At 47.6% G+C, this 24,738-nt stretch carries 16 protein-coding genes; 10 read left to right on the top strand and 6 right to left on the bottom strand.

Going from position 1 to position 24,738, the window contains the following annotated elements; all coding sequences use genetic code 11:
* Window positions 1-190: 190 nt before the first annotated feature.
* The gene (locus tag A5320_RS18755; protein ID WP_068068715.1) at window positions 191-412 is read left to right on the top strand and encodes a hypothetical protein; all 222 of its coding nucleotides are present in this window, start codon (window positions 191-193) and stop codon (window positions 410-412) included.
* Window positions 413-530: 118 nt separating this feature from the next.
* Here A5320_RS18755 and A5320_RS18750 read toward each other — a convergent pair whose 3' ends face one another.
* The 3 genes from A5320_RS18750 to A5320_RS18740 all read right to left on the bottom strand — a co-directional run bounded on the left by A5320_RS18750 (window position 531) and on the right by A5320_RS18740 (window position 6,729).
* The gene (locus A5320_RS18750; protein WP_068068712.1) at window positions 531-1,730 is read right to left on the bottom strand and encodes a lytic polysaccharide monooxygenase; all 1,200 of its coding nucleotides are present in this window, start codon (window positions 1,728-1,730) and stop codon (window positions 531-533) included.
* Window positions 1,731-1,843: 113 nt separating this feature from the next.
* Window positions 1,844-4,906, bottom strand: coding sequence for a glycosyl hydrolase family 18 protein (locus tag A5320_RS18745; protein WP_068068708.1), 3,063 nt, complete (start codon window positions 4,904-4,906; stop codon window positions 1,844-1,846).
* 86 nt (window positions 4,907-4,992) lie between these two features.
* The gene (locus A5320_RS18740) at window positions 4,993-6,729 is read right to left on the bottom strand and encodes a glycosyl hydrolase family 18 protein (RefSeq protein WP_231916782.1); all 1,737 of its coding nucleotides are present in this window, start codon (window positions 6,727-6,729) and stop codon (window positions 4,993-4,995) included.
* Window positions 6,730-7,273: 544 nt separating this feature from the next.
* Here A5320_RS18740 and A5320_RS18735 point away from each other — a divergent pair.
* A complete protein-coding gene (locus A5320_RS18735) occupies window positions 7,274-8,272 on the top strand; it encodes a PEP-CTERM sorting domain-containing protein (protein ID WP_068068706.1) in 999 nt (332 codons plus the stop codon).
* Between the two features lie 155 nt (window positions 8,273-8,427).
* Entirely contained in the window at window positions 8,428-8,964 is a 537-nt protein-coding gene (locus A5320_RS18730) for an invasion associated locus B family protein (RefSeq protein WP_068068703.1), read from the top strand.
* Here A5320_RS18730 and A5320_RS18725 read toward each other — a convergent pair.
* The 3 genes from A5320_RS18725 to A5320_RS18715 are packed head-to-tail and all read right to left on the bottom strand — an operon-like array spanning window position 8,951 to window position 11,186.
* Entirely contained in the window at window positions 8,951-10,105 is a 1,155-nt protein-coding gene (locus tag A5320_RS18725) for a glutathionylspermidine synthase family protein (protein ID WP_068068702.1), read from the bottom strand. The two genes, A5320_RS18730 and A5320_RS18725, sit on opposite strands and share 14 nt — an antisense overlap.
* 6 nt (window positions 10,106-10,111) lie before the next feature.
* Window positions 10,112-10,729 (bottom strand): DUF1190 domain-containing protein, encoded by a 618-nt coding sequence (locus A5320_RS18720; protein ID WP_068068698.1) that lies wholly within the window; start codon window positions 10,727-10,729, stop codon window positions 10,112-10,114.
* A 43-nt stretch (window positions 10,730-10,772) separates the two neighbouring features.
* Entirely contained in the window at window positions 10,773-11,186 is a 414-nt protein-coding gene (locus tag A5320_RS18715; RefSeq protein WP_068068695.1) for a DUF350 domain-containing protein, read from the bottom strand.
* Window positions 11,187-11,380: 194 nt separating this feature from the next.
* Between A5320_RS18715 and A5320_RS18710 the strand changes: the two genes are divergently transcribed.
* From A5320_RS18710 to A5320_RS18680, 7 genes are all read left to right on the top strand, one after another.
* Complete coding sequence (locus A5320_RS18710; RefSeq protein ID WP_068068692.1) at window positions 11,381-13,006, top strand: methyl-accepting chemotaxis protein; 1,626 nt, start codon at window positions 11,381-11,383, stop codon at window positions 13,004-13,006.
* Window positions 13,007-13,230: 224 nt separating this feature from the next.
* A complete protein-coding gene (locus tag A5320_RS18705; RefSeq protein ID WP_068068689.1) occupies window positions 13,231-15,294 on the top strand; it encodes a M13 family metallopeptidase in 2,064 nt (687 codons plus the stop codon).
* 679 nt (window positions 15,295-15,973) lie between these two features.
* The gene (locus A5320_RS18700; protein ID WP_157606071.1) at window positions 15,974-17,587 is read left to right on the top strand and encodes a chitobiase/beta-hexosaminidase C-terminal domain-containing protein; all 1,614 of its coding nucleotides are present in this window, start codon (window positions 15,974-15,976) and stop codon (window positions 17,585-17,587) included.
* Between the two features lie 354 nt (window positions 17,588-17,941).
* On the top strand, window positions 17,942-19,333 hold the full coding sequence (locus A5320_RS18695) for a chitobiase/beta-hexosaminidase C-terminal domain-containing protein (protein WP_197490186.1): 1,392 nt from the start codon (window positions 17,942-17,944) through the stop codon (window positions 19,331-19,333).
* A 26-nt stretch (window positions 19,334-19,359) separates the two neighbouring features.
* Window positions 19,360-20,877: a chitobiase/beta-hexosaminidase C-terminal domain-containing protein gene (locus A5320_RS21795; protein WP_157606065.1), complete on the top strand. Its 1,518-nt coding sequence runs from the start codon at window positions 19,360-19,362 to the stop codon at window positions 20,875-20,877.
* Between the two features lie 228 nt (window positions 20,878-21,105).
* On the top strand, window positions 21,106-22,809 hold the full coding sequence (locus A5320_RS18685) for a chitobiase/beta-hexosaminidase C-terminal domain-containing protein (RefSeq protein ID WP_068068679.1): 1,704 nt from the start codon (window positions 21,106-21,108) through the stop codon (window positions 22,807-22,809).
* Between the two features lie 23 nt (window positions 22,810-22,832).
* Entirely contained in the window at window positions 22,833-24,731 is a 1,899-nt protein-coding gene (locus tag A5320_RS18680) for a hypothetical protein (RefSeq protein ID WP_157606062.1), read from the top strand.
* Window positions 24,732-24,738 lie beyond the last annotated feature (7 nt).

Here is a 24,738-nt window from a genome sequence, read left to right as displayed (position 1 = left end):
TTGTGCTGTTTTATCTTGATTTATTGCATTAATATGCTGATTTTGAGTGTTGGGCCGACATGTGAATAACCGGTGCTCGAAGGCTTTGATAGCTAAGTGTGCAAGACTGTGGTTCACTGGGGTAGTTCACCACGTGATGCGTCGCCGATGCATGAATACTGTTGGGCTCAAATAAAAAAAGGCAATACAAATGAATCCTCTAAAATTGATCGCCATCATATTACTGGTGGGCGGCACCATCGCACTGGCTTACGGTGGTTTTAGTTACACCAAAGATACCACTGCCGTAAAACTGGGTAGTATCGAATTATCTGTGCAAGAAAAAGAAACCATCAACGTACCAATGTGGGCTGGCGTTGGCGCTGTCGCTATTGGTGGCTTGTTGTTGCTGTTCGGTGGTCGTAAACCTTAACGGCGTTATAAGCAAACTGTCAGGATCTGCCTGACAGCTGCTGTTGCTGGTCACTCTGTTTGATGAAGGCTATGTTGATTTATGCTGGCGAATTAGGTTCGTCTGTTGTGTCAGCATTTTATAGCGGCAAGCTGCACACCAAATCCCAGCTACCGTCACTGCCCGGTTTAGCCTGTGTCCACCATTTCGCCCGATATACTTTACCGCTATCTGACATTACATCGTTTTTATCCGCATAGCTGGGACGTCCGGCATGGTCTGTTCTTGGCCAATTCGGCCAGGCAAAAATTTTCGCCGGATCCAAACCACCGCAAGTGAGGCCACCGCTGGCGGGTTTTAAGTCCAGATTTACAAAAACGCTGGCGTCACGCACATAGATCCGGTTGGCTGTAGCCGTGTTTTGCAATGCAACACTGCCATTTTGCAATAAACCAATTTGTAGCGTGGACCCGTGCAAGGTGTTGATTTGATTGGCTAGTTCCAGCGCCCAGGCTTGATTGGCAACATTGCTGGCGTTGATATCGAGACTCTGCTGAATTTGTTCCTGGCCCTGCGCATCAAACAACCGCAATAACGCCTTTTCGCCGACTTTACCCAGCTGCGCTGCTGTCAGATAAGCACCTTTGTCATACCATTGTGCGGGCTGTGTATCGCCATTGACCAACTGTAAGTCTGAGCAGTTGTAAAAACCTTCGCCCACCACGTCCTGCCGTTGCCAACGGGTATAAAGCACCGCTTTGCCGCTGCGGCTTTTCGGCATGGGTACATCAATTTCGTAATATCCACTTTGTGCTGTGACATCGTTTTGCTGATGGATCAACGTCAGCTTTTCCCAGCTTAATGCTGTGGTTGCGCCGTCGTAATCAGCGTTTGATAAATAAAACTGCCAAAAGCTCGGATTATGTGGGGTGGTGGCGCGAAATCGAACCTTTAAGGTGGCCGTTGTTTTCACATCGATAATCGTGCTTTGCCAGTGTGGGGATGGCAAATCCATGCCAGCCTTACGCTGATCGCCGCCTGCGCAGAGTAGACCGTTTTTAATACCGGCTTTGACCGCAGTCATATTGCCGTAATCCGGCACATTGGTTGAGTATTCATGATGTTGAGTGAGCGAATAACCACCGGACTTTTGATAAGCACTGCGACAAGCCAGATTGGCAATGCCAGAGCCATCGGCCGGCCACCAGTAGCCACCATCGTCTTTACAAATTTGTTGCCGTGCTTTGGGGTACTCGACATAACCATGGCTCCAGGCCAGATTGCTGAGTAGTAAGGTAACTGTCGCCAAAGTCATGCTGTATAACTTAAAAAGTTTCATTGGAATTTTCCTGCAAAATTGCCCGTGGCCAGAACCACAGGGTTATTGATAAACAACAGGTTTTTAGGTCTCTGTTTTAAGTGCTCAGGTTGCAAACACTGAGCACATAAGGGCTATGGTTTATCGCAGACAAATTGCCAGCTGCCATCAGAGCCCGGCACTGACGTAGTCCACCATTTGGCTTTGTAAATTTTGCCCTGATAACTGATGTAGTCGCCGCCGGCTGCATGAGTGCCACGCGGCCAGTTTGGATATTCCGGAACATTGGCGGGTACACCAGCGCAGGAACCGCCGGTATCACCACCTCCACCACTGATGGTTCCTGCCGGCAACTGCGGATATTCTTGTTTCAGCGCGAAGTTCTGACTACCAACCGCTACCCGCCAGTTCGATGGCATCGGGATCGGCAGGTAGTAGTTCAGCGTCAGCACCACAGCGGCATTATTGGCCAACGGACTGTGTGAAGGGATGGTCAGCTCGACGCGGTGGAAATCATTCTGCAAACCACCAATATTGTTGCCGGCCGAATTGCTGCCGCTTTGGATGACCTTGGTGCCATAACCCGTTTGATCAGTGAAGTTATCGCCGGTTGCCGTCGGCACATCAAAGCTGACTTTAGCGCCGCCCGGAATGGTCTGGCCGGATTTATTGGTCAGCGTCAGTTTTGGGTTGATTGGGTAATTGGCATCACCCAATTTAAAGCCATCGATTTTCACCTGCAGATCAAGGCTGGCGGCCGGTAACGCTTTAGGATCCCGTTTATGGCCATAAGGCGCAGCCGATTTCAGCGTATTGTAGAAGATGCTGGTGAGATCATCGCCGATAAAATACTCGCCTTTGCTGCTGTCATAACTGTAATCGCCAGCCAGTTCCCAGAACATCACGCCGCCAATGTTGCGACTGGCAATATAGTTGGCTTTCTGGCGGATACTCTCTTCATCTTCAATCGACAGGAATACTTTTTTGCTGTTATTCCAAAGCCATGGTGCCACCAACGTGCTGCTGTAGTTGTGCTGGTAAACGCCGGTCAGCTGATCGGCCGGATCGGTGACCGGGTTCAAGCCATAAGCGGCTAAGTAACTGCCTGGTTTGCCATCCTGCAGGTTTTTGGTGTGCCATAACGGGTTGGAACCAGCTGGGACTTCAGCGCCATTTTTGCTAAGGTCATGCCACAGATTGTCGATGCCAATGGCGCCCGCGCCACAACGGTTTTGTGGTGAACCACCGGTGCCTGGCGGGCAACTGTTCTGATCGGCTTGTGCTGCTTTGCCCCATAAACCGGAACTACCGCCGACCACATTGCGCCAGCCACGACTGTAATAAGGGACACCAATATTAATGCGGCCAGCTTGCATCGCACCGCGGAAATAATGGAAGGCCCAGTCGGTATTCAGATAACCAATCCGCTGATACTGGCTGGCATTGTAGTAACTCCAGGCAATGAGCTCGCTGTCCTGACCATCGTCAAATAACGCCGCGTTCGGGCCAACATGGTCGTTCCAGGCGCCATGCAGGTCGTAACTCATAATGTTGACGTAATCGAGATACTGGGTCACCGGAAACACTTCCATGCCACGCAGCAAATAGCCGGACGAAGGTGAGGCGATGGTCAGTAAATAGTGTTTACCGTCGGCGACAGAGGCGGCATCCAGTTTTTCGCGCAGGGTTTTCATCAGCACCTGATACGACGCCATTAAACCGGCGCGGCGTGGGTTAGAAATGGCAAAATCATCCGGGTTACCGGAATCTTTCATACTGGCCGGATATTCGTAATCGATATCGGCGCCATCAAAACCGTAAGTGCGCAGGAAAGTGACGACTGAGTCGGCGAAGGTGTTAATGCCCGCGACGTTGACGCTGTTATCGCTGTTGGTGGTCATCGTATAGAACCCGCCGCTGGCGATGCGGTTGCCGCTGTCGTCAAAGAAGCCACCGGTTTCAGCCCAGCCGCCAATCGAAATCAGCGTTTTGACGTGTGGATGCTGCTTTTTGTATTTATTCAACAGGTTAAAGTGACCTTTGTAGCTGTAAGCCGGGTCCATTTCAGCGCCTGCGATATTTGGCCACTCCATGCCGGTGGCGGCATTGCCCACATCGGCCGGGTTGCCAATCGACACTTTGTTGCTGGCATCAACATGGGCAAAAGCGTAGTTAATATGGCTGATTTTCTGCCACGGAATTTGGTTGACCAGGTAAGCCGGCATGCCATTTTTGCCATGACGCCAACTGGTGAAATAACCGATGATCCGCCGCGGATGATCCGGTCCCATCACTTCACGACCATTGGCATCGTAGATGGTGCAATATGGCACGTTGAGGCCAGCCGTTTGGTACAAACCATCTGGCCGGCAAGCGTCATGACCGGTCTGGTCGCTTTGCGCGCTAAAACTGACTGTGCTTTCGCTGGTGGCGCCTAAGTTATCAATGGCTTTGACTTTCAGGCTATGACTGCCCGCTGTGGCGGTCCAGCTGGTGCTAAAAGGCGCGGCGGTTTTTTCGGTCAGTAATACACCATCAAGCAAAAACTGCACTTTGGCGATGCTGCCGTCGGCATCTGTGGCCGTGGCGCTGAACAATACTGTTTCACCGACCCGGTACTGACTGCCGTTGGAGGGCGCGCTGATATTGACCAGCGGCGGCTGATTGTTGCTGACGGCATTGACTTTAAACGGCACAGCGGCGGTTTGGGTTTTAGCGTTTTTATCATCATAAGCAATCACATACAGTTGCTGATTGCCGGTGATCGCTGTCCAACTTGCCTGATAAGGCGCGCTGGTATCGGTGCTGAACAATGCGCCGTTTAAGTAAAATTCGACTTTACTGATGCTACCGTCAGCATCGCTGGCATTGGCAGCAAAAGTCACGGTGCTACCGCTGCTGAATTCACTGTTGGCGGTTGGAGCGCTGATGCTGGCCTGCGGCGGCTGATTTACCAGCACGCCATCACAATCGCCCAGCTTGCTCCATTCCTGATATTGATTGGAGTAAGTGGCCGGGTTGCGGTTTTGGTTCCACCAGTTGGCTTTATAAGCTTTTTGCTCGTGTTGAACTTGCTGATTGGCGGTATAAGCTTTGCTGCTGGTCCATTGCTGGATATTGCTGCAGTCAATGGCGAGGCTGCTGAAACTACTCAGGCTACAAAGCCCGAGTAGGGTTAACTTTTGAATATGTTTCATAAAGACCTTCGAATGTATTGGTATTCGTTACGCAGTTACCAGCGCTTCGTCCAGACAGCGCTGAATTCTGTTGGCGATCGGTGCTGTTATTGTTTCGGGTGACCGAGACCTTCATGCATGGCGTTCAGGATATGACCGTTGTCACCATCCAGCTCCCAGGCGAAAATGCCGCCTAAGTTGTGCTGCCGGATAAACTGACCTTTGGCCTGCACCGAGCGTTTGGTGTCAAAGCTCACCAACGTTTTGGTCACGGGATTCCAGACAAAACTGGCTTTGCCGGTGTCGTCCCAATACAGCCCAAAACCATTGGCGCCTGTGCCGTTAACGCCACCCATCATCTGCGTTTCGATTTTTTTGTAATCTTCAATGCCTTTTTCCCAGCTACCGGCAACGCCTTCGCCACCAGAGCCGGTAAACGGATTATTACCGCTGACATTGGCGACGTTTTTCCAGCCACGGCCGTACATCGCTGCGCCAATGGTAATTTTGCCGGCCGGTACCTGGCGGGCCAGTAGATGATCAACTGCTTCCTGCGCGCTAAAGCCAGCCAGCGGTGAACTTGGATTCGGATATAAACCGGCCATATGACCTAAAGTACCGTTCCAGGCGCCGTAGTAGTCGTAGGTCATCAGGTTGATGTAATCCATGTATTGATGGGCACTTTCCCAATCGACCTGGCTGAGTTTTGGCACGCCGCCGCTCATCGCTGCTGTCAGTTGGTAAGTACGGCCGGTTTGTTGGCTGAGCGTATTCAGCGCCAGTCGTAAATCGCGCATCAGTAGTACAAAACCAGCGCCATCCTGTGGTGAGCCAAGCGCTTCGTTGGCGCCACCACCGCCTGGGAATTCCCAGTCGATGTCGATACCGTCGAAGAAGTCGTAGGTTTTAATAAACTGCACCATTGAAGCAACAAAAGTGGCGCGGTGAGTAGCGTTGGTGCCAATGGCATACAGCGGATCGGACAGGGTCCAGCCGCCAACCGATGGCAGAATTTTCAGATGCGGATTGGTTTTTTTCAGCCGGTACATTTCAGCAAACAGGCCTTTGATCGGCTGATCCCATTTGTCATTTGGATAACCTTTATCCAGCGCCGCCCATTTGTCGTGTACTACCACGGTGTAATTTGGCTTGCCCTGACATTGCGCTTGCAAAGCGCTGTAACCCTGCGGGTTGTCGCGTTGTAACGAGCTGTTCGGGCCACAGACCGGAATAAAACCGTAGAACAGATGTGTCAGATTTTTTGCCGGAATATCATAAGCATGGTAGTTGCGACCATAAATGCCCCATTCGACAAAATAACCACCAACCATTTTGTTGCTGGTGTTCTGATAAGGCACATTTTGTTGCTGCATCGGCTTGGGCCAACCGGCGAAATTAAGTTGGGTCCAGGGATCAAAACCACCCGGAGTGCCTGGCCCGCCAGAGCCAGTAACTTTAATGGTTCTTTTGTCGCTGGCAGTACAGCTGCGCTCGCTGCCAACCACGTTGCATAAGCTGACGATGTAGTCGTAGGTTCCAGCCGCGGTGACGGCGAGCGTTTTACTGCCACTTTGGGCATTCTGACCGTTTGCTGTTAAGGCTGCGGTATGCACCACCACGCCGTTCTGGCTCAGCTGCCATTGATTGCCATTGGTGCCCCACCACATATTCCAGCTGATTGGCACATTGACGCTGCCATTGCTTAGAGTGAGATAGGTTTCTTGCCAGCTAAGGCTGGGTTTGGCTGGTTGCGCCGGAGCAGCAAACAGTTGTGGGCTGACTGAGAGTGTACATAACGTCAGTAACAGCAATTTGCTGCGACTGTTCGATTTAAAAGTGTTCATAACAATGTTCCTGCCTGTGGTGTTTAAAGAGGGCGCATAGGCCCGCATATTTTTTGGTATGTCCACCACTGACATCCAACAGTCCATTGCTCCAGCATTTGGTGGTTGCACTAACATGTAACAAATGACAGCGTTGTCAAAACCAAAAAGATGCTAATTTAGTGATATTTTTATGATGGTTTTTTGACATGCAGGCAGATGAATGAAAAGTAACGGGATATTTGGCGGAGAAAATCAGTATTCACTGAATTAAATTTTAATGTTTTTCTTTACGAAAGAATGGTTTTGGTAGATGTAATTACCAACAGGGTGAATTGCGGATTACTTATGGAAACAATGTACCCATAACTGCATTTTCATTTTGTTTACAGGTGTCAAAAAATATTACAAAGCATATTTGATTTCAATAATTATTCAATTAAATCAACTGGATGGGTGTTGGCATGGATGCTGCAGTTTACTGTTGTAACAGGGTGCTGGCGAGCCATACTGATCCACAGTAAACGCCGACTTACGCATCAAACAGGCAGCAAAGGACATCTATATGAAATTCATCAAAACTCTCACTGCAACGGCAATTCTGCTTGGCGCTATGGCGCAGGCAAATGCCAGTGCAATCATCACAGACGGCAATGTAAAATTAGGCGTTGATGACTACGGCAATTTGAACATCGGTGGTGACATTGGTTCAGTGACAGGAACTACGGCAGTTGGTTTACGTTATTTAACGGCCAATGGCGAATATGAAGCCACTTCACATGGCTGTTTATGTGAAGGCTGGGGTGTCGCCATCGCTGACAATAATACTTCAGGCTATGCGAACAACGCTGCTGGCACTGCTGGTTTATCAGTGGACTCGTTCAGCTCTACCGCAAGCACTGCCAGTTCAACAACGCTGATGGGTTCTGCATTAAAAATTACGCACTCTTTTGCTCTTGCAGCTGAAACAGCCAATTTGTTCCGGGTTAAAGTAACCATCGAAAATACCAGCGGAGCAGATATCAACAACCTGTTGTATCGCCGTACTTTCGACTGGGATACTGATCCATCACCATTTAATGAATATGTCACTATCGGTGGCACTGCAGCTGCAACTGCGGTACTGGCTGCCAGTAACGACGGTTTCTGTAGCTCAAACCCATTGTCTGGTTGCCCAGGCTCAGTCAGCGGTGACTTCGTTGCTGCTGGCCCAACAGATCACGGTGCAAACTTTGATTTTGACTTCGGCGCTTTAGTGGCAGGTGGAACTTATTCATTTGATATTTTCTATGGTGCTGCCAGTAATAAAACAGCCGCTTTAAACGCTTTAGGTGAAGTTGGTGCTGAAGTGTATTCTCTGGGCTGGTCTGGCTTGGATGCAAATCAGGATGGCACTAGTGATAACGGTAGTGACGCAACACCAACCTTTATCTTCGGTTTCTCTGGTGTTGGTGGTGTAGCGCTGCCAGATCCAACGGACGTGCCAGCTCCAGCTCCAGTGCTGCTGTTAGGCTTGGGCTTGTTTGGTTTAGCCATGAGCCGTCGTCAACGTAAAGCTGCTTAATCTGCGGCCAACAACCCCGAATCTTTAAGGATGACGGGTATATGTATTGACGAAGAAACCCTGTTTATGACAGGGTTTCTTTTTTTCAGGTTCAGAAAATAGACAGTCACACTTATCGTGCTGTTTTCATGTTCTCAATCCACAGGTGACTCATCGTGATTAATCAATTTAAAACCGCCGCGACCAAGAATCATCGTCATGATGTTTTCAAATGGCTGACCCAGTGTTTGTTCGGAGCCGGTTTATTGGCTTCGGGATCAGTGCACGCCAATGAGACCAGTTTTGGCGACTGGAAAATGTTTTGCCAACCAGATTGTGTGTTAACTCAAAACCTGACCGATCCTGCCAAGCCTGGTTTGCGGTTTGCGGTGCAAATGGCGAAAGTTGCTGAATCAAAAGCAATTGTGGTGCAGCTGAATTTTCCACTGGGGGTTTATCTGCAAAAGCCTGTCGGCGTGGCGATTGGCCAGTATCGTACTGAAGTACCGATGACGGTTTGTTTACCTGGTGGTTGTAAAGCCGTGTTTGAAATGTCTGCGGAGATGCGTGCCGCCATTCTCAATCAACCAGTCATGCATGTCGGTTTTTTTGCGACAGATGAAAAGCCAAATAAAATTACCTTTCTGCTTAACGGCCTGGCAGCTGGTTTAACAGAACTTGAGAAAGGCGGCGCGAAGCCTAGTCCAAAATAATATGCGGTAAAAACCGCGAACTGTCTTTGGTAATTAAGGTGGCATCTTCGCGGATGCCTATACCTGCGGCCGCATCGCCGACCAGCCAGGATCCGATCAAGGTAAAACTCTGATCAAATTTTGGCAACGGTGTGAACGCCTGGCGGATAAAAGGCGCATCGGTATAAGGGCCATCTACCACTAAACGTTGCCCTTGCTGGTCAATCAATTCGATATTGGCGCCTTCACGCGAATACAGGGGTTTACGGACCCAACCTTGCCCTAACGGTTTGCTATCAGCAGCTTCGAAAAACGCCGGTAGCAAATTCGGGTGATTCTGGAATTTTTGCCACAACAACGGCAGGATGCCTTTGTTTGATAACAACATTTTCCAGGCAGGTTCCAGCCACTGTGTGTTGGATGTCAACAAATGTGCGCCAAACTCTTCCCGCAGCATAAATTCCCACGGATACAGTTTAAACATCGCCTGGATCGGATAATTTTGGCTATCAACTAACTGACCATCAATTTCACCTAACTGTTCCAGCGGTAAATAACGGCAGTCGATGCCCGCCTGACTGGCGATATCCATTAAATAATTGATGGTGCCTTTGTCTTCAATATTGCCTTCAACGCTACTGAAATAACACGGCTGACGCAGTGGCATGTTAGCAAAGGCTTGTTCCAGCTTGTCTTGCAGCGAGTTAAATTGATCAGCACCTTGTGGCAAACGGCCACGCATTTGTTGATCTTCCAGCCAGACCCACTGGAAAAAACCGGTTTCAAATAACGAAGTTGGGGTGTCGTAGTTCAGTTCCAGTAATTTCGCCGGGCCCTGACCGTTGTAAGCTAAATCGAGACGACCGTATAAATGTGGTTGGGACGTACGCCAGGATTCAGCCAGCCAGTCCCAATAGGCGGGTGGCACATCTAGCGCGATGAGCTTTTGTTCATCGGCCAGAATGTCAGGGATTAACGACAACGCCATCTGATGCAGTTCTTCAGTCGGCGCTTCTAAATCATCTTCAATCTGACGCATGCTGAACTGGTAATAACCGGTTTCATCCCAGTACGGTTCGCCGTCAAAAGTGTGGAAATCAAAACCAACACTTTCCGCATATTCACGCCAACCCGGGCGTTGTTCTATCGCAATTTTCTTCATCAGGTATCAACCGCCACTGGTCATGGACTGGCGTTGCTGAGCCTGCGCGCCAAACCCCCCCCGCCTGACCACATTGCCGGCTTTTGGCTGCATCTGCGATGGCATCACAGACGTCACGCCCGACTGACGCGCCACCGGTTGATTGCTGGCCGTACGATAGGTGCTTTGATCATCCCGTGATTTGTACAACGGTTGGGTGGGAACTGATTTTTGTGGTGCAGCCTGACCGGCGCCACCCCGGTTCAGCATCTGACCGGCTAAAAAGCCCATCATCATTGGCATAAAAAAGCCTGAACTGGCTTGTTGCTGCTGTTGCACCGGTGCATTTGGATCAGTGCTGACCGCCGCTGTTGCTGGCATCTCACAATTTCCAGCACCAAAATCGGTTTCACATTCAGTTTTACTTTGATACTTCGGCGCCACTTGCGCATGCAGTTCCTGTGCTTTGGCAAATTCGGCATTACATTCAGCCGGTGGATTGTAAAAAGCCGCGCACTCTTCGGCATTTTGATAAACCGCAGTTTGTACTGGCTCTTCGCTGCCACAGCCAGCCAACAATAAAGTTGCGGTGGGAACCATCAGGATCAGGGCGGCTTTTTTACTGCGCTTGAGTGAATTCGACATAACTACTCCTTAAAACGTCTAGCTGGTTAACACGTCATGCTCGTTAAAACGTCATGCTGGCCGAGTTGATCAGGCCAACCGTCACTGAGCAACAGGCAGAAAAAATACCCGCTGCCAGTTCGCCCTGGGTAATACGTTCCGGCAACCGGCGAATGGTCAGCCGTACCGCCACAAATGTCAGGCTCTGGATAACTAAGGCGATTGCGCCCCAAATGGCACAATCGGCTAACGAAATGGAGTGGGTGATGGCGCTGGCTAACGGTAAACCAAAACCAATCAGTGCTCCGCCAAAAGCAACGGCTGCCGCCGGATTATTGGCCTGGATCAGCGTGACTTCATCATGCGGCGTCAACCAGCTATAAATGCGGGCGAATAACAACAACAACAAGACAGCGAGAAAAAAGAAACTTAGAAAACTTGGTAAACCGGCAATTGAAGCAAGCAAGGTTGCAGACATTATTGATCCTTAAATGAGTTGTGGTTTTGCTGGCGCTATCATCCAGAATTTACCGGCAAAACGCAATCAAGCCGCATCCGATGTCCAGGGAAGGTACAAAAACGACAAATCCTTAAACCTGAACTAAGCTAAAACTGAGTGGAGAAAATTAGCCTAAGGATCTGTTAAATAATGGTATTTTTGAGGTGCATCAAATGTTGAATCAATTCAAAGTCCGAAGCCGGTTAATTGTGCTGGCAGCACTGCCGTTGCTAGTGCTGATATTTTTAAGCCTTGTTTCCATTCTGAATATGCGTGAATTAGCGACTGGGGTGGATAGTCTGTTTACAGACCGAGTGAAACCATTGCAGCAAATTAAAGCAGTATCAGATGCTTACGCTGTGACCGTGGTGGACACTCTGCATAAACACCGTGCCGGTTTGCTGGATGCCAGAGCAGCTTCAGCGCAAATCCAACAGGCCACCACCATCGCCGCCGATTCATGGCAGGCATTTCGAACCACTAAACTGACCGACGATGAACGTGGCCTCGCGGAGAAAGCGGAAGATTGGATTTCTAAATGGCAGCAGCAAATTGTGCAGTACCGCACAGCGATTGATGATGCTTCAATTTTAAAACTTGAAAACAATGAATTTAATCAACAATTGTATGCTGTCGCTGATCCATTGAGTCAGGCATTGGATAAGCTGATTCAGCTGCAGCTGGATGAAGCACAGCTTTACACCAAACATGCACACGATACTGCCGCCGGTACGATGCAGATGTTTATTATTCTGGTTAGTTTGGTGGTGATTTCGCTGACGATTCTGGCGCGGCTGGTTTATAGCTCTATTCAGCGGCCATTGTCTGATTTACGCAACGTTATTACCCACGTCGGACAAAATTCAGATTTGCGGCTACGGGTCAAAGCGATTGGCCAGGATGAAATTGCCGAAACCGCCGAATCGTTTAATCAAACCATCAGCAGGGTGCAGCAGTTTTTCACTGAGCTTGGTTCGGCGGTGACGATGCTGGCGGCAGCTTCTGAAGAAATGAGCAGCATCAGCCAGCAAGTCAGCACCACGGCTTTTGCGCAGGAGCAACAAGCCAACCTCATTGCTACAGCGATCAACCAAATGTCGGCGGCGATTCAGGAAGTGGCATCCAGTGCTTTGGCAACGTCCGAGCGCGCCAATCAGGCCGACGAAAAAACCCAGAGTGGTTACGACAAAGTGACCTTGAATATTCAGGCGATTGAACAATTGTCGTCTGCAATTAAAGGCGCCAGCCAGGTGATAGAGCAGCTTAATGGCGAGTCGGAAAAAATTAGCCAGGTGCTGGCGGTGATCCAATCGATTGCTGCACAAACCAACTTACTGGCGTTAAATGCTGCCATTGAAGCGGCACGGGCCGGTGAAGCCGGTCGTGGTTTTGCCGTGGTGGCTGACGAAGTGCGTACCCTCGCCACCAATACTCAAAAAGCCACCGAGTCGATCCGCACCATGATTGAAAACCTACAGTCTGCTGCCAAAGAAGCAGTGACCGCCATGGCACAGTCACAAACCCATGCCGACAGCAGCGTGCACAATGCGCAACAAGCTGGTGAAGTGCTTGGCGAAATCAGAAGTTCAGTCGGCACTATCGTTGATATGAACGTACAAATTTCGGCGGCAACGGAGGAGCAAACCATAGTCGCCGAAGACATCAACAAAAATATCAGCGAGTTTAGTATCAGTATCGGTGAAGTCACCCGCAGTGCGCAGCATAGTGCCGAAGCCAGTGGTTCATTGGCCGAGCTGGCCGCGAAATTGCGGACACAGACTTCAGCCTATCAGGTGTAATTTTAGGCATATACCGCAGGAAAAAAGCGGCGCAACTGCAGCATAAAACCAGCAAAACTGCGGTTGCGCCGTTCCTTTTCTGGTGAACATCACCGGCAATAACCCCGTCAAATCATCGTTTTATCGCAGAAGCCTGCCACAGACGTGTTGCAGGCTGGACAATCAATGTTGTTTCACTACACTCGGCCTGAAATCTTCTTTTGTCGCTACAGCAGGATAAAACCATGAATAAAAAAACACTCATTGCCTTTAGCATCGCCGCCGCCCTCGGCTTGACAGCCTGTGAACGCGCCGCAGAACCCGCCGTTACTGCACCGGCAGAAGTTGCAGTAATCGCCGCCAAATCTGGGATTGAACTGGCAAATCTGGATACACAAATCAAACCTCAGCAAGACTTTTTCCGTTATGTAAACGGCAACTGGTTAGCAAAAACTGACATTCCAGCCGACAAAGCCAGCTGGGGCAGTTTTAACGAGCTGCGGGAAGAAGCAGATAAGCATGTGCTGACGCTGATCAAAGAAGCAGCCGCCAAACCAGCCGAAGCCGGCACTGATGCTCAGAAAATTGGTGATTTATACCGTGCTTATCTGGACACCGCCAAAATTGACAGCCTCGGCTTAACCCCTCTGCAGCCAAGCCTTGCCGCCATCGACAACCTGAAATCTGCTACTGATTTGGCAACTTTTTGGGGCACCTTACAAGCCGAACGTTATGGCACACCAGTATCGTTATTTGTCAGTCAGGATCAGAAAAATTCTGATCAATATATCGTTGGCGCCAGTCAGTCCGGCTTGGGTTTGCCGGACCGCGATTATTATCTGAAAACAGATGAAAAATCTGAACAAATCAAAAAACAGTATCAGTGGATGATCGCAAAATTCTGGGAGCTGGCTGGGTGGGAAAATGGTGCGGCAGCTGCAACTACGGTATTCGAAGTAGAAACAAAGTTGGCGGAAGCACAGTGGAGCCTGGTACAGAATCGCGACCGTAATGCCACCTACAACAAAATGACCCTGGCTGAACTGGCTGCTCAGGCTCCTGGTTTTGACTGGCATGCATTTACCAGCGCCGCCAAATTAGGCGCAGTTTCCGATGTAGTTGTGCGCCAACCAACGTATTTCACCGCTTTTGCCAGCATTTCACAACAAGTGACCCTGGCTCAATGGCAAACCTATTTGAAGTTTCATTTATTGCGAAACCACGCCAGCCTGTTGAGTAGTGGTTTTGATCAAGCCAGCTTCGATTTTTACGGTCGGGTGTTAAGTGGTTTACAAGAGCAGAAACCACGCGAGGAACGCGCTGTTGAAGCCGTTAATACCGCGCTGGGTTTTATGGTTGGCAAAATGTATGTTGAAAACTACTTTAAACCGCAGGCAAAAGAGCGGATGGATCAGTTGATCAAAAATCTGCGGGTCGCTTTTGAGCAAGCCATCAATGAACTTGAATGGATGAGTGCTGAAACCAAAGTGGCGGCACAGGAAAAACTGAAAAAATTTAATACTAAAATTGGTTACCCTGACGTGTGGCGCAACTATGACTGTTTAACTATCAGTGCAGATGATTTGATCGGCAATATGCAGCGAAGCAGTCAGTGCGAATATCAGCGGATGGTGGACAAACTGGGTAAACCGGTCGATCGCAGCGAGTGGGGCATGACGCCACAAACGGTGAATGCTTATTACAGTTCCACCTTGAATGAAATTGTGTTCCCGGCCGCCATTCTGCAACCACCATTTTTTAACGTCGATGCCGATGATGCGGTGAATTATGGTGCCATCGGTGGTGTCATTGGCCATGAAATTACTCATGGTTTTGACGATCAGGGCCGTCGTTCGGATGGTGATGGCAACTTACGGGATTGGTGGTCGCCAGCAGATGGTGAACAATTCCAGCAACGAGCGCAACTGATGGTTGATCAGTACAGTGCTTTTAATCCAATTGATGATTTAAAACTGCAAGGTGCTTTGGGTCTGGGTGAAAATATCGCTGACCTCGGTGGTTTGACAGTTGCTTATCGCGCGTACCAGACCTCTTTGCAAGGCAAACCAGCGCCGGTGATAGATGGTTTTACCGGTGAAAAACGCTTTTTTATCGGCTGGGCACAGGTATGGCGAGTGAAATTCCGTGATGAAGCACTGCGTCAGCAAGTGATCACCGGTCCACACTCACCTGGCATGTACCGGGTACAAGGTGTGTTATCGAATATGCCGGAGTTTTATCAGGCGTACGACGTGAAGCCGGGTGATGGTATGCACCGTCCGGACGATGTGCGGGTGAAAATCTGGTAATGCGGTTTTTAATCTGGATGTTCGCTGTTTAGACTACCGCGAATGGTCTGTTCTGCTAATAAAACCGGAGTTTAGCGCTCCGGTTCATACTTATAACAAAGGTTTGGTCATAGGGCTGAGCCTTTGATTTACCTGGCGTCAGTTCTAAAAAAATCCGATTCCGATTCCGATTCCGATTCCGATTCCGATACTAAAAATGTATTGCTCGTCATTGCCCCAACTCGCAGTACTGGCATTGAAAAAGCTTTTTCCCTTAAATAATTAAGGCCGTGGCTGTCTGATTATTAAGACATTAATTTTTGCAGATTCTTGTTGCTAACTATCTGTTTGGCGCATCGGCTGAGAATATCGTGGGCGTAGTTGATCGAAGTATAATGTTGCGAAATGCTGAGTTGGCGCCTTCGTGCTACGAACATTGCGACTAATGCTTAAGCTCTTAGTCTAAATCACAAAGTCTAAAGGAATGCTCCCGACCTCTGCTTAGGCCATCTTACTGGCATTTTTTAACCACCTGTAATTAAATAGATTTTTTTAATCTCAAATAGCTCCAACGAAATTGTTAATTCGTTACAGCCAAAAATTTAACTAAAATTGCTTGTTAAGCTGTATTTAGCTACCATAGCGCCCAATTTTGGTACGTTTTTCTGCAATCTGTCGGATAGCTGCATGGAGCACCAGTGTGAGAATTGTTAGATTCTGCAACTTTATTTTTTGTTTATTACTTACCTCTTACGCATCAGCGAACACCCCACCATCGGCTCCGTTAAATCTCAATGCCAGTTCAGTCACAGCGTATCCGGGTCAATCGATTAGTCTTAGCTGGAGCACTGGCACAGGCCATGTGACAGGCAGTTCTGATTATGGCGTTTATGTGACTCCACCGGGCGGGGCGCAAAGATTATTGCACGGTCCTATTGCCTGGTCTGCATCCAAACCAACATACAGCGTAAATGTGCAGCCCAACGAAGGCATGGGTACTTACAACTATCGGGTTTATGCCTGCAATTACAGCAACTATTGCAGTTACAGCGATAGATCAATCACTGTTGTCGTGCCACCTGCACCTGCAGCGCCTAACAATGTGACGCTGGCGGCAAGTATCACTATCGGGCAAAGCGCAACACTTAGCTGGACTGCAAGTTCCGGTCACATTGCCGGAAAATCAACCTTTGGTGTTTACGTGACTCCACCCGGAGGCACCCAAAAACTATCTCATGGTCCAATTAGCTGGTCCAGTGGCCAGAGTAGTTACCAGGTTTCTCTGACACCGGCAAATGGTACTGGCATTTATCAATATCGTATTTATGCCTGTAACTATGACAATTACTGTAGTTACACCGATAAATCTTTGACAGTAACGACTCCAGCTGCACCAACCGCACCTGTGAATGTATCGCTTGTGTCAAGCCTTGCTTTGGGGCAAAGCACAATACTCAGCTGGTCTGCGGGGGCCGGTCATATTTCAGGGAATTCCGACTTTGGAGTTTATGTCACAGTACCGGGTGGTTCGGAGCAACTGCAGCAGGGGCCGATAAATTGGGTGAGCGGGCAAAGTAGTTATCAAGTTACTTTAAGACCAGCAAATGGTGCAGGAACCTACCAGTACAGAATATATGCCTGTAACTACAGTAATTATTGCAGCAATGTCGCCAGGCAACTCACGGTCATAGGTGCAGCGGTAGTCACCCCCACAATCAGCCCGAATGGCGGCACCCATAGTGCTCCGGTGTCGGTCACTCTGGCGACAACAACCTCAGGTGCACAAACCCGTTACACCGTCGATGGCAGCGATGTGACAACTGGTTCATCACTTTATTTAGCACCATTGATGGTCACAGCGAATACCACAGTTAAAGCCCGAAGTTTTAAAGCGGGCATGACAGACAGCGCTTTGAGCTCAGCCAGTTTTGTGATCCAAGCCGCAGCACCTTCAATCAGCCCGAATGGCGGCAGCCATAATGCTCCTGTCAATGTGACATTAACTACCAGTACGGCAGGTGCACAAATTCGCTACACCATTAATGGCAGTGATGTACATGCAGGTTCAACGCTTTATAACAGCCCGTTCAGCCTATCCAGCACGACCACAGTAAAAGCAAAAAGCTTTAAAGCTGGCATGGCAGACAGTATCGCAACTTCAGCCAGTTTCGTGATAACAGCACCTAAAGTTGTTATTTACAAATATGATGCACTTGGCCGATTAACCGAAGTTACGGACTCGATAAATGGCAATCGTATTTATGGATACGATGCAGCGGGCAACAGAATTGATGTCAGCGTGGTGAAAAACTGATTGAAATATCGACATTACCGTCTGGATTGGTAGCTAAAGGTTAGATGATTATATAAATCAATTCAACACATTAAATCATTGATGAAAGGTATGAAAATGGCAGCAATTATTAAATTGCCTGAGTGTGATAGTATTGTTGAATCAATGGCTGAATATAGTAATGCTGACCTGCCGATCTAATTATTGCAATGTTTTGTAAGGTTACTTTTAATTTTTATATTGCAGATGGATGGTTTGTTTTTTATGATTTGTAAATGTTGCTCAATATTAATTTCGGTAACTATATTTTTTTTGCAGTTTCTATTCATCTGCGAAGTACAGGCTGCTACACCAAGCGTTGTTAGGTTTGAGTGGGTGCAAAGTCCGAGCGAAATTAACATCCCTGCATATTTTCATTGGGATATTCGAAACGTAAAAGAATGTTATTCAATGACCTCTGGGACAGGCGCCCCAGCATTAAAAACAATCAGTGGCGTTTCCGGACCTGCGACCAATTCTTTTCCATACACAGGTTCATCTCGATGGTATTGCATTGACTTAAATGGCAACCGATATCCAGCTAATCCTGATCAGTTTATTGAAGCTAAAAGAATTGTTGAAGCGCCTTTAACTGCGCCTGAATTGACGAAGCCAGCAGGTATCTATAATACAGGGCTCCGTGTAACCGTCATACAGCAACCGGGCATAACCTACAGGTATTCTTTAAATGGCAGTGAGGTTAACCAATATGCTCCAGTATTGAACGCCCCGCTGACTATAAATAGTACTGCAACACTGCGCGTACGCGCATATCGTGCAGGATTTAATCCAGGCCCTGAAACCATCGCGACCTATACAATAGTTGGTTCACCTAAAGTGCAGCGTTTTGAATGGGTGCCACAAACAGTAGATATCTACAATAGCTCTTATTTTTACTGGGATATTCGCAACGTTAAAGAATGCTATTCGACCACATCTGGAGTGGGGATTCCGGAATTGAAGCCTGTAAATGGTACCTACGGTCCATTTGTTAATGCTGTGCCGATTTCAGGGTCCTCTAAGTGGTATTGCATTGATTTAAACGGCAATCGACTACCGACAGATCCGACAAAGTTTCTGGATGCACCAAGAGTAGTTGAATCGCCATTGACAGCCCCTCAATTGACACCAGCCGCAGGAGCCTATAGCGCGAGTGTTCAGGTGAGCGTGCTTTCACAGCCTAATTTAACATACCGCTATACAATCAATGGAGATGCAGTAACTAGTGGTTCGCCTGCGTTTAGCAACCCAGTTACTATCTCATCGTTGACAAATTTACGAGTAAAAGCATTCCGTGATGGATTTAATCCAAGTCCTGAAACGAATGTTTTTTACAACATCATTTTAGTGCCAGTTGCCGCCCCTGAAATCAACCCAAGCGGGGGTGCCTTCAGTACTCCAGTGTCAGTAGCTCTTAAACCTAAAACTGCAGGTGCGCAAACTCGTTATACGACAAACGGTAGTGATGTGACAGCGAGTTCAAACCTTTATTCGACACCTTTTATGGTCACAGTCAATACCACTGTTAAAGCCCGTAGTTTTAAATCTGGCATGGCAGACAGTGCTTTGAGCTCGGCCAACTTCGTGATAACACCACCCAAAATTGTTACCTACAAATACGATGCTCTCGGCCGACTAACCGAAGTTACTGATGCGATAAATGGTAACCGACTTTATAGGTATGATGCAGCGGGCAACAGAATTGATGTCAGTGTTGTGAATCACTGATTTCAACTGAAAGCAGCTAGTGCAACTTGAAATCATATATTAATTTAATTGAGGTATTGGTAGTGCGTAGTTTCCAATTGAGTTTATCATTGTTGCTTTTATTAGCGTCGGCATTAATTGTGCCATCTGTGAATGCAGCCCTAATAACACCAAGTGCACCGTCAATAAGTGGTACATCGTTTTCTGCGAATCAAAACATCGCTGTGACGGTCTACATGCCTAACGACCCGCTTGCTGTTGAAGTGCAGCTCAGAACCAGATTTGCGGGTGCCGAGCTTGCCCCGAAATTTATTAGAATCAACGCAGGCACAAGTAAAACTGTAACGGTCACGTTGTCAACTCCGGGGCAATATGAATTTTATACCAGAACATGCAACCTCACTGAGTGTTCTGGGCATAGTTCAGGCAAGATTATAACCATAAAAGAAAATGTCCAGGTAACCGCTGTTGCAACCAGTGGGGGAAGTATTACTCCCGCCTCTAGGTTGGTTGATAAGGGCTCTGTAGCGACCTTTACGGTAACCCCGCAGCAATACTATCGTATAAGCAATGTGACAGGCTGTTCAGGTACGTTATCTGGTAATACATATAACACTGGATCAGTGTCTGCAACTTGTGAAGTATCGGCCACTTTTACACCTGCGTCTTTGAAAACCCCAGTTGCACCAACTTCGTCTACAACGAACGTTATAGCTAATCAAAACTTTTCAATTACAGTGCAAAATCCTAATGATTCTAATGCAACTGAAATTCAGCTTCGAGTAACCAAACCTAGTGGGCAGGTTCAGGTGTTGCAATTAATTCCGCTAAATTTTGCGGGTTCAAAAGTAGTAACGGTAAAGCTACCGGATATTGGCATTCACGAGCTTTTTGTCAGAACCTGTAATTCAATTATGTGTTCGAGCCTAAGTTCAATAACGTCTGTAAATGTAATTCAGGCAACTACAATTTATACGGTAACCGCAATTGCTGGCAGCAACGGTAGTATTTCTCCTACTTCAATCAACGTCCAGCAGGGGCAAACTGCTACATTTACCGTCACACCAAGCAGTGGCTTTATCATCGACAGCATCTCGGGCTGTGGCCGAACCACAAGTACCAGCCCCTTTACCACAAGCGCTATCACCGCCGCCTGTACGGTTACAGCAACTTTTAAAGCTTTAGCAGCAGTAGCAGCCCCCATCTTCAGCCCGAATGGCGGAACCCATAGTGCGCCGGTGTCGGTCACTCTGGCGACAGCGACCTCTGGTGCACAAATCCGTTACACCATTGATGGCAGCGATGTCACGGCAAGCTCACCACTTTATTCAACACCATTTATGGTTACAGCCAACACTATGGTTAAAGCAAAAAGCTTTAAAGCCGGGATGGCGGACAGTTTCGTAACGTCCGCCGATTTTGTGATTACAGCTTCTAAGGTTGTTATTTACAGGTATGACGATCTTGGTCGATTAACCGAAGTTACGGACTCGATCAATGGCAATCGTATTTATGGATACGATGCAGCGGGCAACAGAATTGATGTCAGCGTGGTGAATAAATGATTGAAATATAGACATTGCCGTCTGGTTTGAAAGTTAAGGGTAGATGATTATCTATAAATGAATTCAATAACTTCAGGTATCGCTGGGACGGCTGCAGAGAGTAATGTTATTAAACGAACTGGATATTTCCCAGCTGGTGAAGCCAAGGATAAATGAACATCAGTTACCAGTGATGAACTCAAAAACTTCAGAATTTAGAAATTTAGTAAAAAAGGAAATGGACTGTTTATGTTAATCAAAAATATGGCCAGCTTAGCGCTGGGTTTGCTCTGCACCGTGCTGGCCTGGAAAGCCAATGCGGTGCCAGCAACGCCTGCATCACCAAACGCTAAATTGATTGGCATGTATATCGATGTCACCTGGGGCACCGTGAGTGGCGCTAGCAACTATCAGGTTGAATATTCCGAAACCGGTGTTGCAACCGGCACTGTGAACGTTGGCAATACAACCTTGTATCAGCAAAATATCACGCCCGGCCGCAGTTACAGATATCGGCTCAAAGCTTGTGATGGCTCCGGTTGTTCGGCATTTTCGGCGTATAGCCAAACGGTGACACCACCCTTAACTCCGGATAAACCGTCGACTCCAACAGCGACTTTGCAAGGTATGTATCTGGATTTGACCTGGTCTGCTGCGCCAAGAGCGACTTATTACATCGTAGAGCCTTATGTAAGTGGCGTGCCAACCGGGCAGGTACAGGTTGGTAATACCACGACCTATCAGCAGAATATAACGCCTGGAAAAACCTATCAGTATTTGATAAAAGCCTGTAACACGTCTTTGTGCTCGGCTTATTCGGCAGCAAGTAATGTTGTTACTGCACCTTTAACACCGGATAAGACCTCGCCACCGACAGCCTCAGTAAGTGGCACCACCGTCACTGTCAATTGGGCCGCGCAAGCCCGGGCGACTTATTACTTACTGGAGCCTTATGAGAATGGCACTGCGACGGGCCAGTTAAATATGGGGAGCAGCCGCACTCATAGTTTTACTGGTAAAGCTGGTGCAATTTATCAGTTTTTACTAAAAGCCTGTAACACGTCCTTGTGCTCGCCCTATTCAGATGGCAGCAATGTTGTAACGGTTCAGGCTGCGCCAATTCGGGTGAGTGCCAGTGCTAATGCTGGTGGCAGTATTAGCCCTGGTTATGTCGATGTTGCATCTGGCGGTACCGCAAGTTTCAACGTAACGGCCAATAGCGGCTTTATCATCGACAGCATTTCTGGTTGTGGCAGAACGACTACAACCAGTCCTTTTACCACAGGCGCCATCACCGCCGCCTGTACGGTAACCGCAACGTTTAAAGCTTCAGCAGCAGTAGCAGCTCCCAGCTTCAGCCCGAATGGCGGCACCCATAGTGCGCCGGTGTCGGTCACTCTGGCGACAGCGACCTCAGGTGCACAAACCCGTTACACCGTCGATGGCAGCGATGTCACGGCAAGCTCACCGCTTTATTCAACACCATTTATGGTTACAGCCAACACCACGGTTAAAGCAAAAAGCTTTAAATCGGGTATGACCGACAGTGCGCAAAGTAGTGCCAGTTTTGTGATCCAAGTCGTAGCACCTGCAATCAGCCCGAATGGCGGCAACCATAATGGTCCTGTCCATGTGACACTAACTAGCGGTACTGCCGGTGCGCAAATTCGCTACACCATTGATGGCAGTGATGTTCATGCAGGTTCAACGCTTTATAACAGCCCGTTTAGCCTATCCAGCACGTCCACAATAAAAGCGAAAAGCTTTAAAGCTGGCATGGCAGACAGTATCGCAACTTCAGCCAGTTTCGTGATAACAGCGCCTAAAGTTGTTCTCTACAAATATGACGATCTTGGCCGGTTGATTGAAACTGATGACGCCGTAAATGGCGACAGAAATTATGATTATGATGCCGCTGGCAATCGAATTAATGTAAGTATTGTAAATAATTAAATTTTTTAAAGGGTTTTCCAGATATGCAGATTAAGCAAAATTTATTGATAACCGGGCTTGCTATCTACAGCTGCAATGTATTGTCAGCGCCAGCAATAGAACCACCAATGCAACATAAAGTAAGTGATAAAGCAGGTGTTGGTATTAATTCTGGTAGAAGTAGCATTGTATTAGATACCATATCAATTGGAGCTGGCGATCTATCATTGCAACACAAAATGATGTCTCACGAAGATAGCTTTTATGTCGCTTTTGATAACTTTTGGGGCTACATGTATAGTAGTTCAAGTGTGTCTTTAGGCGGTCGATTAAATTTTACATTTGGTGGTAGTACAGAGCATATACCTTATCAAGATTACAAATCTGCAGCATTTGTTGATTATGAGACAACGTCAGGCCCAAAGAGAAAGCTAAAAAAATTGAGTGCAAATACTTTTGAGTTTACCAATAGCTCAGGTGTGGTCTACGAATATTCGACAGCGATGCATATTCCAACTCCGTTTAATACAATGGCTTTCGGTGATAAATATATTGCAGCCATCACTAAAGTAACTTATCCCTCCGGCTATCAGTTAAAAATTAACTATAAAACGAGCGCTGTGTTTAATCCATTGCATGCTATTTTATCCAGCCGTATTCAATCGGTTACGTCGAACACTGGTTTACAGCTAAAGTATAGCTATAAAAGTAATAATGAAGTAAAAGACAATTGGAATTGGTTTCTAGTCGATGAAATAAAAGCAATTAACAACGCAGTCGATTACTGTGACCCGTTCGCTGATGCATGTTCAACAGCTCATACTTGGTCAAAGATTAAGTACAGCTGGCCCAGCAATTCTCTTGTATATGGCGAAGGTGATCTAACAGTAAATCTTCCGGATAGTAGTAGAGTCATATATAAGCATAAGTTGTATTGTAATTTTGGCGCTGGTGTTAGTAGTTGCAATGGCGGTGCATTAATAGAAAACGACCCTCGAATTTCAGATATTGTCAGTGCATCCAGCTCTGGCACTGTTACCACTTCCTATGCAAGGGGAAATGAGTGGTCATGTTCGGGTGGTGGTAATTGTAGCATTTCGAAGAAAGGAATCGTTACTAAAGTTACGAAAGACGATGCTGAATGGTCTTATAAGCGCTCCGCCCCACCTCAATATAATTACATTCCCACTGAAGTTACTTCAACAGGTCCTCATGGGCAGGATATATGGATAAGGACAAGTTCGTTGACTGGAGCTATTGAGTTTATCAGGGATGACGAGCAAGGTGCTTCATTCACAATAAAAAATGATTACAAAAACAATATTGAAAAAATTAGCTACACCTTTGGTAATTCTGTACATTTCCAACATGACTTGCGCGGCAATATCACTGAAAAACGCGAAAAACCAGCCGCTGGTCATGCAGACCCGGAATTGGTAACTACTGCGGATTATCAGAATAACTGTAGCCCCGCAATCAACACTCAGCATAAACCAGCATGGATTAAAGATCCTAAAGGGCAGACGACTGGGGCTACGACAACGTTCAGTTATCACTGCGCTTCCGGGTTCGTGCAGACGCAAGATGCACCAACCGATAGTAAAGGGATAGTGTCGAAAAAATCCTACAACTACGAGCAGCGTTATGCCTATTACAAGTTAAATGGGAATTCTATTGTTCAAGCTGACTCGCCTGTATGGTTAATGACTTCTGAGCGTGAGTGCTTAACAGGTTCAGCAACCGACACTGCTTGTACAAATGCTACCGAAACCATTTTAAAGACTTATCACTACGGTTCCGAAAATACTGCTAATAACCTCTGGCTTAAAGGGGTATCAGTAAGTTATGGCGGTGAAACCAGGACGACCTGTTTTGTTTACGACAATATTGGTAACAAAATTTCTGAATATCAACCAATGGCAAACAAGCAGAGCTGTGAATAGGAAATTC

The organism is Rheinheimera sp. SA_1, assembly GCF_001669775.1.
Classification (GTDB): Bacteria; Pseudomonadota; Gammaproteobacteria; order Enterobacterales; family Alteromonadaceae; genus Pararheinheimera.
The sequence above is the reverse complement of the archived record's forward strand: the minus strand, read 5'-3'. Positions and strand labels throughout refer to the sequence as shown.

What these genes read in the sequence shown, in the direction of transcription:
- A5320_RS18755 (WP_068068715.1), top strand. Translation starts at nt 191, where the DNA reads ATGAATCCTCTAAAATTGATCGCCATCATATTACTGGTGGGCGGCACC.
- A5320_RS18750 (WP_068068712.1), bottom strand. Translation starts at nt 1,730, where the DNA reads ATGAAACTTTTTAAGTTATACAGCATGACTTTGGCGACAGTTACCTTA.
- A5320_RS18745 (WP_068068708.1), bottom strand. Translation starts at nt 4,906, where the DNA reads ATGAAACATATTCAAAAGTTAACCCTACTCGGGCTTTGTAGCCTGAGT.
- A5320_RS18740 (WP_231916782.1), bottom strand. Translation starts at nt 6,729, where the DNA reads ATGAACACTTTTAAATCGAACAGTCGCAGCAAATTGCTGTTACTGACG.
- A5320_RS18735 (WP_068068706.1), top strand. Translation starts at nt 7,274, where the DNA reads ATGAAATTCATCAAAACTCTCACTGCAACGGCAATTCTGCTTGGCGCT.
- A5320_RS18725 (WP_068068702.1), bottom strand. Translation starts at nt 10,105, where the DNA reads ATGAAGAAAATTGCGATAGAACAACGCCCGGGTTGGCGTGAATATGCG.
- A5320_RS18720 (WP_068068698.1), bottom strand. Translation starts at nt 10,729, where the DNA reads ATGTCGAATTCACTCAAGCGCAGTAAAAAAGCCGCCCTGATCCTGATG.
- A5320_RS18715 (WP_068068695.1), bottom strand. Translation starts at nt 11,186, where the DNA reads ATGTCTGCAACCTTGCTTGCTTCAATTGCCGGTTTACCAAGTTTTCTA.
- A5320_RS18710 (WP_068068692.1), top strand. Translation starts at nt 11,381, where the DNA reads ATGTTGAATCAATTCAAAGTCCGAAGCCGGTTAATTGTGCTGGCAGCA.
- A5320_RS18705 (WP_068068689.1), top strand. Translation starts at nt 13,231, where the DNA reads ATGAATAAAAAAACACTCATTGCCTTTAGCATCGCCGCCGCCCTCGGC.
- A5320_RS18685 (WP_068068679.1), top strand. Translation starts at nt 21,106, where the DNA reads ATGTTAATCAAAAATATGGCCAGCTTAGCGCTGGGTTTGCTCTGCACC.
- A5320_RS18680 (WP_157606062.1), top strand. Translation starts at nt 22,833, where the DNA reads ATGCAGATTAAGCAAAATTTATTGATAACCGGGCTTGCTATCTACAGC.